The following is a 15,336-nucleotide window of genomic DNA, read 5'->3' as shown; positions in this document are numbered from 1 at the left end:
AAGGAAATAATGATGAACACACCTTACAACCCGTACGCGATTAATGAACTTGACATCGCCAAAACCGTTTGCGACAGCTTCACTTACTTGGTCAAAAACAACTCCGGACTACTCGAATGGCATTGCAGCCAACACGCTCCGTTTCTAAATCAAGTCCTCGGTCTTCTGGAAGATGAAAAGCTGGCAAAACGCCTCACGCCATCTGATGACCTGGGGTTTGTCTTCGAGCGTGGGCTGGCTGGGACGAAGTTACGCAAAGTAACGCAAACCGGACACGCCTTCGCGAGTTGGATTCGCCTGCCAACGTTGACTCAGCCCCCACCCGGATACCAGCAAGGCGAGATTCTCAACCTGATACGCCAGCAGGCCAAGCTACATCTGGGGAAAATAACTTTTTCGGGCAATCCGCTCGCAATGGTCAATCCGACTGGTACGCTCGAAGGCGAGTTGGTCAACACCTTCCTCGTACGTACCCGCGAAGCACTACTGCGCCCTTCAACGCGCAAGCTCCATGAAGCGAGCAAGGATCAACTCCGCAACGACACGAGGAAAGTGCTACGTTCCATTGACCGTTGCCAGACAGTCATCCAATTCCCCGGCATCGCCGAGCTTCGCTTGCACTACTTCGGTCGAGAGAAGCACTTTACGCAGGAAGAAAGCACTGCGCACATCGATCTGTTTGCCGAGCGACTGATGACCAGTCAATCCGGTATCGCGCCACCAATTTGGCTTCACTGGAAGCCTCTTTACACGGAAGAACAGGGCTACGGATACCACCTTCTGGTGGTTTACGACATGCAACATGTAAACGTCCATTCCGCACTGTACGGGTTGGTAGGGCTGTGGCATGAGCTCACCGATCAATATGGCGTGGCGATGGTGACAAACCATTTGGGCAGTGATTTTCGGTTGTTGAAACGCCTCGTAAGCCTGCTTTTCCGGTGCGATGCGCTGCTCCGACTCAAAGGCCAGCCCAATAAACCGAATTTCGGCATTTGCTTCAATTCGCGCGTCAACACAATGCAACTGCCAATTGTCTCGGAGGTTACCCCATGCTGATCCGCCCTCGAATTATCGATAGTGAAGCCTCATTCCGCCGGAAGGCGTATTACTTTGCAAGTCCGGACTTGCTCGATTCGGCTGCGGCCTCGGCACTCATGGTTGCGCCTGATTGCTTCCCAGACCTCCTTGAAAAGCTGCAAGTGTTCATTCAGCAGGCCAAAGAGACCAATGCCCCGCCTTTTTTGCCGGGAGTGAGCCGCACGGGAGAGCCCATTACCAGTAAAAGCGATCTCGCGACTCGGTATTTTTCCAGCACTCCGATGTTCATCCGCTGCGTCCAGGCACTGTCCACCAAATACCGCTACGACGCGCATGTGGAGGCCTTCATCGCGTGCGCAAAAGAAACTGGCCTGTACGACGCCAGATTTATTGAATGGGGAAGTGCCGCGACCGCCCATCAAATCTACCCACCCGGGTTTGGTCAAAAAACGGCAGCCGATCTATTTAATGCACTCGTCGATGCCCTTGGCAAGCGTTGTCGTTCCCCTGTCGTACGCGAACAAATGCGCCAACGCAAAAAAGAGGTAGAACGACGCTTACGATCGTGCAGCACTTACGTCAAAAAGCTTTTTGCCAAGTACAAACGCCTCGTTGTGATTCGCTTGGAATTGGGTTACCTGCCGGAACTTACAGGCTCAATCGAGTTTTCCCATGCCCTCGACGATCTGGATCGTTTTCTGAAGAATCAATACTGCAATGCCATCTTCAACGACATGGTTGGTTACATCATCAAGACCGAATATGGCGTCAAAAAGGGAATACATCATCATGTTTTCCTATTCTTCAACGGCGACAAGCGGCAGGGTCGGTATGCGGAGCAGATTGCCAAATCCATCGGTGAATACTGGGCTGGCCCGGTAACGCGGCATAAGGGCGATTATTTCAACCGGAATGAAAAAAAGAACATTGAAGGTCTGAGCAAACGAGGAGTTTTGGGTATTGGGCTCATCCATGCAAGCGACGATGTACTTCGCGATAACTTGATCAATCTCGCAATTTTTTACATCTGCAAGTCCGACCAGTATTTCAAGCCGAAAATTGACATGGATTTCCGTGCGCTCCGCATGGGTGGCGATCCCTTCAAGAAGAAGCCAAAATTACGTCGAAAGGGCCGTTCCAAGCCCAACTCAGGGCATAGTGGCGACAGCAAAGCCTGATTCGCTAGCTGCGGCCGCTCAATCAACGCCGACATTCAAATAGGGATTGGACACCATGCACGTCGGTAACTCAGCCATTGATCGCCTGATCAACTACTTTGACCACCACAATTGGCCGCTAGATCTCTCCGAAAACAAAGTTAGAGCGCGTGCATCGGTTGAAGAGGATCCGTCGAACGCTGACGTGGAAATCGTGCTGATTGAGCGGCACAGGGCAATTTTTGGCTGCCAATACAGCCCTCGCTTGGCCATGGCAGCCTTTCAAACTTACTTCATCTGCTACTCGGTCAGTAAGGAAGGAAAGAGCGTTTCGCTCCTGCCTGAACGGAATGGCCCTGCCTCATACTCGCCTTCAGCAATGGCTGATGAGTTACTCGGCGTTAATGGGAGCCACTTTCATGTCGAGCCACTTGCCGATGGAGGCTACACGATTGATGAGTTCAATTCTGGTGACAATGAAGTTATTGAAAGTTACGAGGAAGCGATTAACTTTGGTCGCTACCGAGCCGAAAGCGATCTTGTCCCAACAATCCTAAATATCGAAGAGCAAGGTCCAAGCTTTGGCCTCACCGCTCACGAAATCAAAGCGCTCATCAGCGATCTGACGGAATGTGCCTATGCTGAGTTTGAGCAAGCCATAAAGGAAGCTTGGGATCGGCGAAACGTACGTGACGACGATTGAGGGTGTCTACCCATTTGGCTGATCACCCTTCACGCCCCTCGAGCACTGACGAAACCAGCATGCATATTGGCATGTTGAACCGACAGCTAGGCAGCATTCAGCACAATGCTGGTTTTAAGAGGCTGAAGGTAGCGCCTGCGCCTCCTAATCACCTCATCAACTTGGGCGGCTCAAGAGGATCTAGTATCTGAGCGTGAGCTTTATAGACCCCAACTTGTATCGGTAGGCCTGAAATAATCGGTCTATCCGCAACAATACCAACCGACCTATTATTTGATAGTCAAATTGATAGTAGACACAACAATAAAAACAAAAAAGCCCATGAAACCATGGGCTTAGATGTTATAACTGGCGGAGGAGGCGGGATTCGAACCCGCGGTAGGGGATTACCCTACACACGCTTTCCAGGCGTGCGACTTAAACCACTCATCCACCCCTCCGGAAGCCGCGCATTGTAGCAGAAGCGCGAAAATGGTCAAACAAACTTTCGGACAAAAGCGAGTCCAGCCCAAAGCAGTAGCAGTAGCGCAAAACTGGCAATACCGATCACACTCTCATTTGATGAACGCGGCAATAGCGCAGCAACACCCCGCCGGGGCGCCTTGGTCAATAAATCAAATAATTGATAGATACGATTATTTGCCCGGCGCCGCCCCGCCAGGATGTAGAGCATGCCCTGCCCGAGAAGGCACAGGCCCAGCATCTCAATAATGGCTCTGGCGGCACTGATCAGGAAAAAGCTCACGACGACAGCCTAGTCTTCGTCCACACCGAATTCGGCATCGATCTTCCTCATCCGCCTGTTGTACCACCAGATGATCAGCAGGAAGATCACCAGAGAACCTTGAGCGGCCATGTAGAAGCCAAGCGGAAAACCGAGAAATACCATCTCGTTCACTTCCCGGGAAAACCAGGTCACGCCAAAAGTCAGACTGACCCAGCAGAGAAGCAGCGTAAAGGTCAGTCGTTTGGTCCGGCGCCAGTAGGCATCAGCTTTGGCCATCATGATGATGCCTCATTGCGAAAGCGGATGCCTTTAAGGAAGCTGATCGCTCCAGGCTCCGGCTTGGTCACCAGGCTGACCAGGATGATCGTTGCAAAGCCTGCCAGAACGCCGAAGAAACCGCTGGAGGTGGCCTGAATATGGAGCCATGGTTCCATATGAAGACCGCTGATCCCCAGCCATGGAATGGTGTCGAATTCGACACGTACAATGTAGTAGATCGAAAGTAACACACCGACAATCATCCCGGCCAGCGCCCCTTGACGTGTCGCCCGTTCCCAGAAAATACCCAGTACCAGTGCCGGAAAGAAGGCAGAGCCGGCAATCGAGAAGGCCCAGGCGACCATGGACAGGATCGTGCCCGGCTTTTGCGCCGCGACTGTTGCAGCGAGGACGGCGACGACCAGCAACATCGACTTGGAGATCACCAGCCGGAACTGCGTCGAAGCATCCGGACGGATGATTCGATAATAGACGTCGTGGGACAGTGCACTGGTGATCGTCAGTAACAAGCCGTCGGCAGTGGACAGCGCAGCGGCCAAGCCCCCCGCCGCCACCAACCCGGAGACGACGTAGGGCATACCGGCGATTTCCGGCGTCGCCAATACGATAACGTCCGGATTCAATGAAAGCTCGGCCAACTGGAGAATGCCATCGCCGTTTATATCCTCGATGCTGACCAGCCCGACCTTGGCCCACGCTGCCACCCAACCGGGTAATTTCGCGATGGGAATTTCAGCCAGGTGGGACAGGACTTCGTATTTGGCAAATACGGCATAGGCCGGCGCCGTAATGTAGAGCAACAGAATAAACAACAGCGACCAGAACACCGATTCACGTGCTTCGCGGACCGATGGCGTCGTGTAATAACGGGTCAAGATGTGCGGCAAGGCGGCGGTGCCGACGGTCAGGCAGAAGACAAGCGCCAGAAAATTGATCCGCTGAATATTCTGTTCCTCGACGGTCTCGCCAGGAAAGGCTTCCGCATGATGAATCGGTTGCTTGCTGCGATCTGCCGCCGAAAACATGGCGCTTTCCCAACGAGTCTTTGCCTGATCCGGGTCGTGTGGCAAATCCCGCCGATGCCTTTCCAGCGCGACAATCTCCTTCATCTGCGCATCGCTGGCCTTGAGGCGATTGATCTCGGTGGACAGCTGCTCACGTTCATGGATCAGGGAGTGCGGTAGCTGCATGATCTTCTGGGCGTACAGGTCTGCTCTTTCGCGAAAAAGCTGGCGCACCTCAATCTCGGCCGGCGTATCGAACAAACGATTTTCGAGTTCGGTGACCTGCTGCAACACCTGCCCGTAGACCAGTTGCGGGATCGGATTGCCGGTCACGTTGTAGGAGAGGATGGCCACCGGTGTCACGTAGGCAACGATCAGGATCAGGTATTGCGCGACCTGGGTCCAAGTGACGGCCTTCATGCCACCGAGAAACGAGCAGACGAGAATACCGGCCAGGCCGACGAAAACGCCAATTTCGAACTGCAGGCTGACGAAACGGCTGGTGATGACGCCAACGCCGTAAATCTGGGCAACAACATAGACAAAGGAAGCAAGAATGGCTGCCGCCACAGCGACCAGCCGAATAGCGTTACCGCCGTAGCGGGCCCCCAGGAAATCGGGAATGGTGTATTGACCAAAACGCCGCAGATAGGGCGCCAATAGCAGCGCGACCAGCACGAAGCCACCGGTCCACCCAATCACATAGGCCAATCCCTGAAAACCGGAGAGATACAGCGTGCCCGCCATGCCAATGAACGAGGCAGCACTCATCCAGTCGGCACCGGTCGCCATGCCATTGAAGAAGGCGGGAATCTTCCGGCCAGCCACGTAGTATTCCGAAACGTCGGACGTGCGGCTAACGATCCCGATCAGGGCATACATCGAAATCGTGAAGAACAGGAACGAATAGCCGATCCAGCGCGGCGGCATGCCATGCTGTTCAAGGATGGCCAGCGCACCGATGAACGCCAGGAAGCAGCCTGTGTAATACAGGTAGTAGCGCTGCAGCCTGGTCAGCGATTTCAACATCCGACGGTGCTAATGGTTGCGGCGCAGGAAACTGCTGGCCCGCGATTCGTCGACCAGATGCTTCGCCGTATCGATCTGTTTGCCCACGGCACGGACCAGCAACATCTGGAAGATACGGCCGATCAGCAGCGTATTGGCCATCGCATCACGCCGACCACTACCGGAATCCAGACCGAAGACGTCGATCCAGTGATCAAGCGGCATGACTGTATGCCCTTTCTCTTCGAACATCGAGGGCAGCAGCCAGGCCAGATCAACCCATTGCGGCTGGAAATCGACCCCCAAGCGCTCCTTGAAGGCACGCTGCAGAAAGCCACCAACATAGGGCACGTGATAAGTCACCAGCGGCGCCTTGGCTGCAAACAGCAGGAAGGCCGCCAGTTGGCGATCAACGGCAGCGCCCTCGCCATCCAGCGTCGAGAAGTCGATATAGAAGGTATCGTCAGGCTGGATTGCCCCTTGCCAGACGCTGCTGGCTGCGATGCTCAGCAACTGGTCGCTATCGGGTTGCAGACCGCTACTGACGATGTCTACGACGATATAGCGGGTATGAAAATGCAGGTCGTCCAGCGCCGGAGCGGCACTGGCCCGCCAGCCCTCAAGCGAGGCACGGACATCATCCGGCAGATGGGAAGGTGCGCCACCCCGAAACAGGAATTTCTTGAGGCCAAGCATGGTCATTGCACCTGATAGTCGAGTTTGAGGCGCGTCTGGATCTTGCGGGCCTGACGGAAGGATTCTTTCAGGATACGGCGATCCAGTTCATTCAAGGTATCCGGATCGATCAGGTTGTCCCCCTGCGTCCCCGGCTCGCCTTCCAGATACTGGTGTTGCAGGCGCAATAGCTGGATGAAATTAAGCCCTTCGAGCACCGCGTTGATTTCTTCGCTGCGAATGGACAGGCGCTGCGAAGCCAGCCGCAGACGCTGGATCGAATTGGTGTTGTGCACCCCACTGGCCATCGCATAGATACGGGCGACATCGACGAAGATGCGCGAGCCGTATTTCTTGAGATCGATCTTGCCCGGATGATCCGGTTCGAGATCGGTCAGGAAGTCACGAATCTTGCCCAGCGGCGGTTCGACGTCGAGCGCATTTTTCGCCATGGCACGCAGGAACATCGGATTGGCTGCCGTCTGGGCGAGCAGGTGGCGACGCATGATTTCGGCGAGTTCCGCCTTGCCGAACAAGGCGCGGAAATCGAAGAAAATGGTTGCATTGAGCAGCGCATCCGGATGCGGCACGCGAATCCAGTTAGCGAACTGATCCTTCCACTGTTCAAGTGTCAAGCACCATTGTGGATTGCTCGCCATGATGTTGCCCTTGCACAGAGGGAAGCCGCAGCGGTCAAGATCCTTGTTCACATCCAGCGCGTAGGCAAGGAAGCGCTGCTTGAGCGCCTCCTCGGAAGCCCCTTCCGGCGGCAAGAAGACGATGCCGTTATCCTGGTCGGTACTGAAGGTTTGCTCGTCGCGGCCTTCCGAACCAAACGCCAGCCAGGCCCATTCGATACCGTCAAAATTGTGCTTTTCAAGGTTGAGCTGGATAACCCGGCGAGTCAGCGCATCGTTCAGCGCCGAGATAAATTGAGTCAATTGTTCCGCACCGACGCCTTGCGCCAGCATGTTGAAGGACAGCTGCCGAACATCGGCTGCCGCATGCTGGAGCACTTCGACGTTGTGGGCACCGTCGATGGCCTGACGAATCTGGCGCAGACCGACGCGCTGCAGCGAGAACAGATCGCGCTCGGAAACGACTCCTGTCAGCTTGCCTTCGGCATCGGTGACCAGCACGTGGCGAATGCCGTGCGTCGCCATGGCGAACATCGCATCGTAGGCCGTGGCGTGCTCTTCGATCATGAAAGGATTTTGCGACATGGCCTGAGCAATCGGCGTCGTCAGCGGCAGGTCGGCCAGAACGACACGGTCAAGCAGGTCGGTACGCGTAAAGACGCCAACCGCCTTGCGATCCTCGCCGGCAATGACCAGCGAACCAACGCCGGCTTGCGACATCGTTTCCAGCGCAGCACGTAACGGCGTATCTGGCGAAACGGTGACCGGCGAGCGCGAACCGATGCCGGCCAACGGGGAATTGAGCGTCTGCTGCTCGCTGGCGCGCTGGGCAAATTGTAGTTGTAGCTGGCGACGCGACTGATCGAGCAAGCTGGCAATGTACTTGGTGCAAAACAGGTTGAATTCCGGGCTGGATGACATCAGCGCCAGGAAATCCTCGGCCGGCAACTGGTAGCAGAAGGTGTCCTCGACTGCCGTATAGACGTTGGTCGATGGCCGGCCGGCCGTCACTGCGCCAATCGGAAAGCTTTCACCGGCACCAAGACTGAGGATGGAATACTCGGTCACGGTCACCTCGCCGGCCTGGCGGGCCTGCACCTTGCCGGACTCGATCAGGTAGAAGAAACGGACATCGCCGGAGTCCGGCCCGATGATCTGGCTGCCGGCCGGGTAAAACGCAATCTGTGCCTTCTCGGCAAAGCGTTGCAGCGCGTCCGGCTGCATCTTGTTGAACGGTGCGTGGTTGCGCAGAAAAGCCAAGGTGTTGCCGGCCATACGGGCACGCCCTTCCTGGCGCAGTGTCATTTCCACTTGGCCCACGGCCATTTCCTGCCCTGATTGCTGTTGCGTATTCACGACAACCTCATCTTTTTCTTCAAAGTAAATAGTTTAACTTGAGACGCTGTTGCAGGCGGCGTGCCTGCTTGAGTGCCTCACGCAGAATGGCCCGATCCATGTCATGCAGCGCAGCGGGTTTCAGGCCCCCCCCCTCCGCTTCGCCCTTCACCGAGGCAGCCATCTGCTGTCCCAGTCGCAATCGCAAAATCTGTGAAAAAGCCGCATTGAGCGAAGCTATTTCAGTCGCTGGCAAACCGACAGCAGCGCCAGCATCGTTCAGGCGATCAACGGTATTTACCCCTCTCGCCCCACTGGTCAGCGCAAAGATACGCGCCGCATCGACAAAGATCCGGCTACCGTATTTCTTGAGGTCGATCTCATCATCTTCGTTGACCGCCAGTTCGCCGCGAAAATTGAGCGGCGCTTCGGCCTGCAGTGCATTCGCCGCCATCAGGTGCTGAAACGAGGGCGTGGCAACCGTCATCGATAGCAGCAAGGTCCGCAGGCGCTCTCCCAGCTCAAGCTGACCGTACAACGGCCGCAAATCGAAGAAAATACTGGCATTAAGAAGTGCCCCCGGGTCCGGCCGCCGTACCCAGTCGATAAACCGGCCTCGCCACTCATCCAGGGAGAGACACCACGCCGGATTGCCGGCCATGATCTGTCCACTGCACAGCGCAAAACCGCAGGCGGCCAATTGCCGATTGACATCCTGCGCGAAGGGCAGGAACAACTCGCGCAGCGCCGCGGCCTCCTGATCGCTCGTCGCGTTAAAGATCAGGCCGTTATCCTGATCGGTGACAAAAGTCTGCTCATGGCGCCCCTCGGAACCCAGCGCCAGCCAGCACCAGGCCACCGGCGGCAGGCGATGTCGCTGGGCTGTCAACTCGATGATCTTTTCAGTCAGCCGGTCATTGAAATCCGAAATGAGCCGTGTTGCCGCGCAACCATCCAGTCCGCCACTGATCGCGCGCTGTTGGAATACGTGCAAACGCGCCGCCAAGGCCGGAGCCGCTTCGAGATCGAGCAGCGCATCCAGCGCCGCCGTCAGCTCAAGCGGCTCAGTACAAGACAGAAGGATGTCGGAAATCACACCAGTCTCAGTATTTCACCCGTGCGAAATAGGTCTTCTCGGCCGCTTCGAGCGCTTGGCGAACGGTGACGATACCCTGATCTTCCAGAAGCTTGACCAGTTTCAGGAAAACCTCGCCAGTGGCCAGCGCATCTTCGAGGGCGTTGTGGCGCTTGCCGATGGTGATACCGAGCCGCTCCAGAATCACATCCAGTTTGTGCGATTCCTGGTTCGGATGGACAACTGCAGAAAGCAGCAAGGTATCGAGCACCGGCTGGGTGAAACGGATGTTGGTTCGCTCTTCCTTGAGTTGCAGGAAACGCATGTCGAAGGCCGCGTTATGCGCAATCAGCACGGTGTCCTCACAGAACTCATGGAAGGCCGGCAGCACGACATCGATATTCGGCTGGCCACGCACCATGTCCTCGGTAATGCCGTGGATCGGGATTGACGCCGGTTTCAGCGGAATCTCAGGATCGACGATCTGATTGAAGGTCTCCTGCCGCAATAAGCGGTTATTGACGATACGGGCGGCGCCAATCTGGATGATCTCATCGCCGTTGGAAGGCTCCAGCCCGGTCGTCTCGGTGTCGAACACGGTATAGGTGAGGTCTGACAACTTGCGATCGAGGTCGATCGACTTGTCTTCAAACTTAAAAAGGTCGAAGTCGTAGTACTCCGGACGCCCCTTGCCACGGGTACGTTCCTCCTGATCCTGTTCAAGCTCCGGCGTTGCCACCGGCAGCACGAAACGGAAGTAGGCGCGGTGCGCCGCTTTTTCGCGCTGATACCAGATTTCGCCACCGTGCCGATCGATCACGTCACGCAGGGTCAGCGGCGAAGTTTCGCTACCGACCTGCATGGCCTCCATTTCCCATGTGTAGAAGGTTTCCGACGACATCGCCGGCCCGGCCCAGATCAGATCGAGATAGGCCAGCTTGCCGCTGGAGGTCAGGCGAAAGCGCAACTCACGCGGCTCGTAGTGATCCTGCAGCTTCGAGGCAAGGCAGACCAGCGCAAAGACCAGCGAGAAACTGTCGGCCTTGATCCACAAGGCATCGTCCATTTCCTCCGTCTTGGTCGGCAACTTGAGCTTGTCGTCGATACGGCGCTGGGCGGCGGCGATGATGTCGATACCGAGAATGTCCTCAAGCGGCCAGCGCGTCTTGATGGCATCGGAAAACTGGCTCATGGTCTGGTCGATGACCACGCTGCGTTTGGCCACTTCGTCATCGATCACGCGCAGGAAACGCTCGCGCAACTCGGCTTCCATGTCCGGGTAGTCGAGCAGATTGGCCACGGCCGCACGGATATTGCCGATGGAGGAACGGCTGCCCTGGGTCAGCGTGTGCAGCGCCTGATCCCGACGCTCTTCTTCCTCGATGCTGCGCGTGATGTTTTCCACCGTCAGCACGTAACCCGACATCGATACCTCAGCTGCCTCACCGGGAGAGGTGGCCAGCACGGGCACCATCTGGATGCGCAACAACTGGCCACCGCGTGTTGTCGTGATGAAGTTCGAGATCGCCGTTTTGCCAGCGATCAAACGCTGGTGGATGACTTCACGGGCATGCTCGATCTGCCCCTTTTCAAGAATGGAGAAAATCGAACGGCCGAGACCGATCAGCGCCCCGCCCGCTACCGAGGTCGGGCCTTGTGACAGCGCCTTGAACTGCAGACGGGCGCGGTTGTTATAGAGCAGGATGCGGCCATCAAGATTGCAGACGACAACGGCCTGCGCCAGCTCTGACATTAGCGCCGCCAGCCGGTTTTTCTCTTCCTCGACCGATGCCTTGGCGATTGCGATCTGGGAATCGACATCATCCATCAGCGCATCGCGCTGCTGGGCCAGATCGTTCGCCGCCTGGGCCAGCTGCTGGACCTCCGGGGGGCCTTCGATCGTCACCCGAAAGTTTCGGTTCGCACCGAGCATTAAGCGCAGGGTTTCCGCCATGCGCAGCAAGCCCTCGACGTATTGCTTGAACAGTTTGTGCAAGACCAGCACGCCAATGACAAAACCGAACAGCGTCATCATCGTCCCCACCGGCAGCCGTGACACCAGCAGATTGGTGAGCATGCCGCGCTCGGCCTCCTTCATGTCCAGCCAGACAAGTAAAGAAGTAACGACAAACGGACCGGTCATCAGCAGACCGAGAACGATCACGGCTACGATTAAACGATATTTGGCCTTCATGGCACGCATCCCGACAAATTTAGGCTTGGATTTCGACCTGTTCAGGCCGTGGACCAAAGAATTCAGTGATCAGGCAACCCCGAGCATGGCCTTAACCATGGCGACCAGTTCCTTGGTCGAAAAGGGCTTGGTCACGTAAGCATCGGCCCCAATCGCCAGGCCTTTTGCCACTTCGGTATCGCGTCCCTTGGCCGTCAGCATGACAATTTTCAACCCCGCTCTGGCGGGATCGGCGCGCAAGGCTTCGCAGACTTCAAAGCCGGATTTCTTCGGCATCATCACGTCGAGCAGAACAAGATCAGGATCAAAGTCGGCCACCTTGGCCAAGGCTTCTTCGCCGTCGACCGCGACGGCGACAGCGAAGCCCTCTTTTTTCATCAAGAACTCAAGCGAGATGACGATATTCGGTTCGTCATCGACGATAAGGATTTTTTTGGTCATGTGTTTGTCTCCCTTGTTATTCCTCCGATGCCGGTAACGGCACCGTGAAAATGAAATTCGCACCCTCGCCCGGGTGGCTTTCAACCCAAAGCTTACCACCGAAATATTCGATGATCTGACGACTGATCGGCAGCCCCAGACCCGTACCTTTTGGCTTGCCGGTCAAGGTATTTCCGCCCTGACGGAATTTTTCGAAAATGACTTCGCATTCCTCGGCCGTCAAGCCCGGCCCATTGTCCCTTACCTCGACCCGAACCATATTGCCATCAACCCCTATCTTGACCTGGACACAGCCAAGTTCCCCCGGTACGAATTTGACGGCATTCGACAACAGATTGATCAACACCTGGGTCAGACGATCGCGATCAGCCAGCACAATCGGCCCGCCGTCGGGAATATCGCCCTCCAGCAGCACGCCCTTGTCACGGAACAACTGACCGACCGAATCCATGGTCTCCCGGGCGATCTCGCCGAGATCGACTTCGCCGGTCGTCCATTCGGCACGTCCCGATTCGAGCTTGGCCATGTCAAGAATCTGATTGATCAGGCGAGTCAGCCGTTCGGCTTCACCGACGATGATGCCGAGAAACCGCATCCGCTCGACCAGTTCCAGCCGAGGGTCTTCATGCAGCATTTCCGATAAGGCCCGAATCGATGTCAGCGGCGTGCGCAACTCATGGGTCACTGTCGAGATGAAATCGTCCTTCATGCGATCCAGCTCACGCAGTCGTTCATTGGCCTCGCGCAACTCGGTCGTTGCCGCTTCGAGTTCCCGCTGTTTGGCCTCCAACTCACGACTGTGAGCCCGCACCTGAGTTGCCTCGTCGAGAATATCGAGTACCTCCTCCAGGCCAAGGTCTTCCTCCTGGGCCACCGAAGCGACCATCACCCGGGCGCTGGCCGAGCCGATCGCTCCGGCCAGCTCGGCCTCAGCGAATTGCACGAACGGTGCATCGACAGGTAGCGCTCGCCAATCAGCCATCTGCCTGCCCTGGGCATAAAGACCCAATTGTTGATGCGCCCGGTTCGCCCCCAAGAAGCGCTCAAGCAAACCAACCAGCGCATCCAGCGAGGCTTTGCCACGCCACAGCCTGGCCTCGGCCTTGCGCTGGTCAAAGCGAAAGACATCGACGAAACGTTCGGCTTGACTGGCCTCAACGGCATCCGGTGTCGAGTGCAGCGACACCGCAACATAAGCGCCGATATTGGCCAGCATGCTCCACCACAGGCAATGTGAAATTTCATCCAGACCGCTCAGACCAAACAGCGCCTGCGCTTTCAACCAGCCAATCCCGAACAGGCCGTGCTCGACAAAGCCACTGGCTATCCAGCCGGACTTGGCGAACGACGGCAGCAACAGCGTATAAAGCCAGATCACAAAACCGGCCGACAACCCAGCCACCGCACCGGCCCGGGTACCCTGCTTCCAGTACATGCCGCCAAACATGGCCGGCGCAAACTGGGCAACCGCGGTGAAGGAAATCAGGCCAATGCCAACCAACGCATACGCCTCGCCAGCCGCCCGGAAATAGATGTAGCCAAGAAGCAGGATCAGGGCAATGGCGATACGCCGAATAGCAATCAGCAATCCAGACAGGTCTTGCCTGTTCTCGGCCTGCAGCCAGGTCGAGCGGAGCAGCCACGGCATGACCAGATCGTTGCAAACCATGGTGGACAAGGCAATGGTCTCGACAATGACCATCCCGGTCGCCGCAGACAATCCACCGATGAAAGCAAGCAGAGCCAGCACCTCGGCACCACGGGCCAACGGCAAGGTCAGCACGAAAGTATCCGGATTGAAGCCCTGCTCGCCAAAGTGCAACAATCCACCCAGCGCCACCGGCAGCACGAAAATATTGATCAGCAGCAAATACAGCGGAAATAGCCAGACCGCTCGCTTCAGGTGCGACTCATCGACGTTTTCAACGACAATGATCTGGAACTGGCGCGGCAAGAAAATGATCGCCAGACCGGACAGCACGATCAGCGAGGTCCACGTTCCGGCCCGGCTCGAATCCAGTTGCAGCAAACGACCAAGCTCGGGGCTGGCGGCCGCCCGCTGAAAAAGATCGCCCAGGCCACCAAACATGCCATAGGTGACAAACAGACCTACCGCCATGAACGCAATCAGCTTGACCACCGACTCGAAAGCCACGGCCGCCACCATGCCTTCGTGCCGCTCTGTCGCATCAAGATGGCGTGTTCCAAACAGAATGGAGAAAAGTGCGAGAACGGCGGCAATCAGAAAGGTGGAATCCAGTCCCCAGAAATGGACGGTGCTACCTGAGTGCTCCAGCAAGACATCAACGCTGGCCGCTACCGCCTTCAGTTGCAAGGCGATGTAAGGCACGACACCGATCACCGCGATGATGGTGACCATGCCAGCCAGCAACTGGCTCTTGCCATAGCGCGACGCGATAAAGTCGGCAATCGAGGTAATGCGCTGCGCCTTGCTGATGCGGATCATCTTGATGATGGCGCCGACGCACAACAGCATCAGGGTCGGCCCGAGATAGATGGTCAGGAACGACAGCCCGCCAGAGGTTGCCCTGCCAACGCTGCCGTAGAAGGTCCAGGAGGTGCAATAGACCGCCAGCGACAGCGCATAGACGTTGGCAGAAATAATCGACTTGCCGGCATCGGCTCGAGCATCGCCAAAACGCGCCACGCCGAACAGCAAGCCAAGATAGGCCGCCGCCAGCAGTGCGATGAACCATCCGGACAACATTTACTTGCCCCGCCGTTCAGCCACCCAGGCGGCCAATGCAATCAGACCAGCCCAGACGCCAAAGAGATAGAGATAGCTTGCCGGAATCCCCCCCACGCTGCCTCCGGGCAGACTGAGCAAGGGATAGGTCAGCAATGGCACGCCGAGCAGACTGAGCGCGGCCAGTCGTTGCCGGGTCGGATTCGCTCGTTTCATGCCCCCTCCGTGCAAAATAAAAACGGCCGGCACGCCAAGCGTGCCAGCCGTCCGGGAATGCAGTCTGGTGCGACTACACGGGAGGTCACCTTATGGGCGACCATTGTCTCCTCCTTGCCCCTTGTTTGATAGAAAT

13 protein-coding genes and 1 tRNA gene are annotated in these 15,336 nt (G+C 56.8%); 3 read left to right on the top strand and 11 right to left on the bottom strand.

All coding sequences use genetic code 11. From position 1 onward, the window contains the following. Positions 1–12: 12 nt before the first annotated feature. From DARO_RS08465 to DARO_RS08455, 3 genes are read left to right on the top strand one after another with little or no spacing between them, the layout of a single operon-like run. Positions 13–1,059 carry a hypothetical protein gene (locus DARO_RS08465; RefSeq protein WP_011287398.1) on the top strand — a complete coding sequence of 349 codons (1,047 nt, stop codon included), beginning with the start codon at positions 13–15 and terminating at the stop codon, positions 1,057–1,059. After that, positions 1,053–2,219 (top strand): YagK/YfjJ domain-containing protein, encoded by a 1,167-nt coding sequence (locus DARO_RS21655; protein ID WP_011287397.1) that lies wholly within the window; start codon positions 1,053–1,055, stop codon positions 2,217–2,219. The genes DARO_RS08465 and DARO_RS21655 overlap by 7 nt, the downstream gene beginning before the upstream one ends. Before the next feature lie 55 nt (positions 2,220–2,274). Beyond that, positions 2,275–2,901: a hypothetical protein gene (locus DARO_RS08455; RefSeq protein WP_011287396.1), complete on the top strand. Its 627-nt coding sequence runs from the start codon at positions 2,275–2,277 to the stop codon at positions 2,899–2,901. A gap of 349 nt (positions 2,902–3,250) precedes the next feature. Here the strand turns inward: DARO_RS08455 and DARO_RS08450 are convergent. The 11 genes from DARO_RS08450 to DARO_RS08400 all read right to left on the bottom strand — a co-directional run bounded on the left by DARO_RS08450 (position 3,251) and on the right by DARO_RS08400 (position 15,200). Continuing rightward, positions 3,251–3,341 (bottom strand) — tRNA-Ser (locus DARO_RS08450). Positions 3,342–3,376: 35 nt separating this feature from the next. Next, a complete protein-coding gene (locus DARO_RS08445) occupies positions 3,377–3,646 on the bottom strand; it encodes a hypothetical protein (RefSeq protein ID WP_011287395.1) in 270 nt (89 codons plus the stop codon). A gap of 9 nt (positions 3,647–3,655) precedes the next feature. Further along, positions 3,656–3,907: a DUF4212 domain-containing protein gene (locus DARO_RS08440; protein ID WP_011287394.1), complete on the bottom strand. Its 252-nt coding sequence runs from the start codon at positions 3,905–3,907 to the stop codon at positions 3,656–3,658. Beyond that, a complete protein-coding gene (locus DARO_RS08435) occupies positions 3,904–5,940 on the bottom strand; it encodes a sodium:solute symporter family protein (RefSeq protein ID WP_011287393.1) in 2,037 nt (678 codons plus the stop codon). Before DARO_RS08435 ends, DARO_RS08440 begins: the two co-directional genes overlap by 4 nt. Before the next feature lie 9 nt (positions 5,941–5,949). Continuing rightward, positions 5,950–6,615, bottom strand: coding sequence for a hypothetical protein (locus DARO_RS08430; protein WP_011287392.1), 666 nt, complete (start codon positions 6,613–6,615; stop codon positions 5,950–5,952). A gap of 2 nt (positions 6,616–6,617) precedes the next feature. After that, positions 6,618–8,558: a DUF294 nucleotidyltransferase-like domain-containing protein gene (locus DARO_RS08425; protein WP_011287391.1), complete on the bottom strand. Its 1,941-nt coding sequence runs from the start codon at positions 8,556–8,558 to the stop codon at positions 6,618–6,620. 49 nt (positions 8,559–8,607) lie between these two features. Further along, positions 8,608–9,663: a DUF294 nucleotidyltransferase-like domain-containing protein gene (locus DARO_RS08420; protein WP_011287390.1), complete on the bottom strand. Its 1,056-nt coding sequence runs from the start codon at positions 9,661–9,663 to the stop codon at positions 8,608–8,610. A 7-nt stretch (positions 9,664–9,670) separates the two neighbouring features. Next, a complete protein-coding gene (locus tag DARO_RS08415) occupies positions 9,671–11,836 on the bottom strand; it encodes an exonuclease domain-containing protein (RefSeq protein ID WP_011287389.1) in 2,166 nt (721 codons plus the stop codon). A gap of 69 nt (positions 11,837–11,905) precedes the next feature. Then, complete coding sequence (locus tag DARO_RS08410; protein WP_011287388.1) at positions 11,906–12,277, bottom strand: response regulator; 372 nt, start codon at positions 12,275–12,277, stop codon at positions 11,906–11,908. Between the two features lie 16 nt (positions 12,278–12,293). Continuing rightward, complete coding sequence (locus DARO_RS08405; RefSeq protein WP_011287387.1) at positions 12,294–15,005, bottom strand: sensor histidine kinase; 2,712 nt, start codon at positions 15,003–15,005, stop codon at positions 12,294–12,296. Continuing rightward, positions 15,006–15,200, bottom strand: coding sequence for a hypothetical protein (locus tag DARO_RS08400; protein ID WP_011287386.1), 195 nt, complete (start codon positions 15,198–15,200; stop codon positions 15,006–15,008). It abuts the gene before it with no gap. Positions 15,201–15,336: the final 136 nt, after the last annotated feature.

Source organism: Dechloromonas aromatica RCB (genome assembly GCF_000012425.1).
The sequence above is the reverse complement of the archived record's forward strand: the minus strand, read 5'-3'. Positions and strand labels throughout refer to the sequence as shown.

Excerpts from the sequence above, each read along its gene's own strand:
- DARO_RS21655 (WP_011287397.1), top strand. The coding sequence starts at position 1,053 with ATGCTGATCCGCCCTCGAATTATCGATAGTGAAGCCTCATTCCGCCGG.
- DARO_RS08400 (WP_011287386.1), bottom strand. The coding sequence starts at position 15,200 with ATGAAACGAGCGAATCCGACCCGGCAACGACTGGCCGCGCTCAGTCTG.
- DARO_RS08410 (WP_011287388.1), bottom strand. The coding sequence starts at position 12,277 with ATGACCAAAAAAATCCTTATCGTCGATGACGAACCGAATATCGTCATC.
- DARO_RS08435 (WP_011287393.1), bottom strand. The coding sequence starts at position 5,940 with ATGTTGAAATCGCTGACCAGGCTGCAGCGCTACTACCTGTATTACACA.
- DARO_RS08455 (WP_011287396.1), top strand. The coding sequence starts at position 2,275 with ATGCACGTCGGTAACTCAGCCATTGATCGCCTGATCAACTACTTTGAC.
- DARO_RS08415 (WP_011287389.1), bottom strand. The coding sequence starts at position 11,836 with ATGAAGGCCAAATATCGTTTAATCGTAGCCGTGATCGTTCTCGGTCTG.
- DARO_RS08465 (WP_011287398.1), top strand. The coding sequence starts at position 13 with ATGAACACACCTTACAACCCGTACGCGATTAATGAACTTGACATCGCC.
- DARO_RS08405 (WP_011287387.1), bottom strand. The coding sequence starts at position 15,005 with ATGTTGTCCGGATGGTTCATCGCACTGCTGGCGGCGGCCTATCTTGGC.
- DARO_RS08440 (WP_011287394.1), bottom strand. The coding sequence starts at position 3,907 with ATGATGGCCAAAGCTGATGCCTACTGGCGCCGGACCAAACGACTGACC.
- DARO_RS08430 (WP_011287392.1), bottom strand. The coding sequence starts at position 6,615 with ATGCTTGGCCTCAAGAAATTCCTGTTTCGGGGTGGCGCACCTTCCCAT.
- DARO_RS08425 (WP_011287391.1), bottom strand. The coding sequence starts at position 8,558 with ATGGCCGTGGGCCAAGTGGAAATGACACTGCGCCAGGAAGGGCGTGCC.